Origin of the sequence: Burkholderia sp. SIMBA_051, assembly GCF_046534915.1 — a bacterium.
GTDB classification, from domain to species: domain Bacteria; phylum Pseudomonadota; class Gammaproteobacteria; order Burkholderiales; family Burkholderiaceae; genus Burkholderia; species Burkholderia ambifaria.
On record NZ_JAWRXS010000663.1, the window covers coordinates 1 to 248 of the forward strand.

Here is a 248-nt window from a genome sequence, read left to right on the forward strand (position 1 = left end):
GGGCGGTTTTCTTTTCCATTGCGGCAGGAAATGGCATGTATGGTAATCGGATTATAATATATCCTGGCTGAAAGCGATGTCCATGCTGGCAGGAGCGCATCCCTGCGCGCCACGATCAACGTGCGGCACCTCGCCACTGCACCCGCGCACCGCTTCCTCGTTCGGCAACAGCCAAGCCCGGCTTTCTAGCGCGGCATCCGGATGCGGTGCGTCGTGGTTTTGCCCGCCTCGCCGACAGCTGGTTTGTG

The 248-nt window shown here is 60.1% G+C and carries 1 protein-coding gene; it reads right to left on the minus strand.

Annotated features, from left to right (window positions below; genetic code table 11):
- Positions 1-51: 51 nt before the first annotated feature.
- On the minus strand, positions 52-248 hold a 197-nt coding region (locus SB771_RS36135; RefSeq protein WP_410722180.1), incomplete at its 5' end, for a hypothetical protein.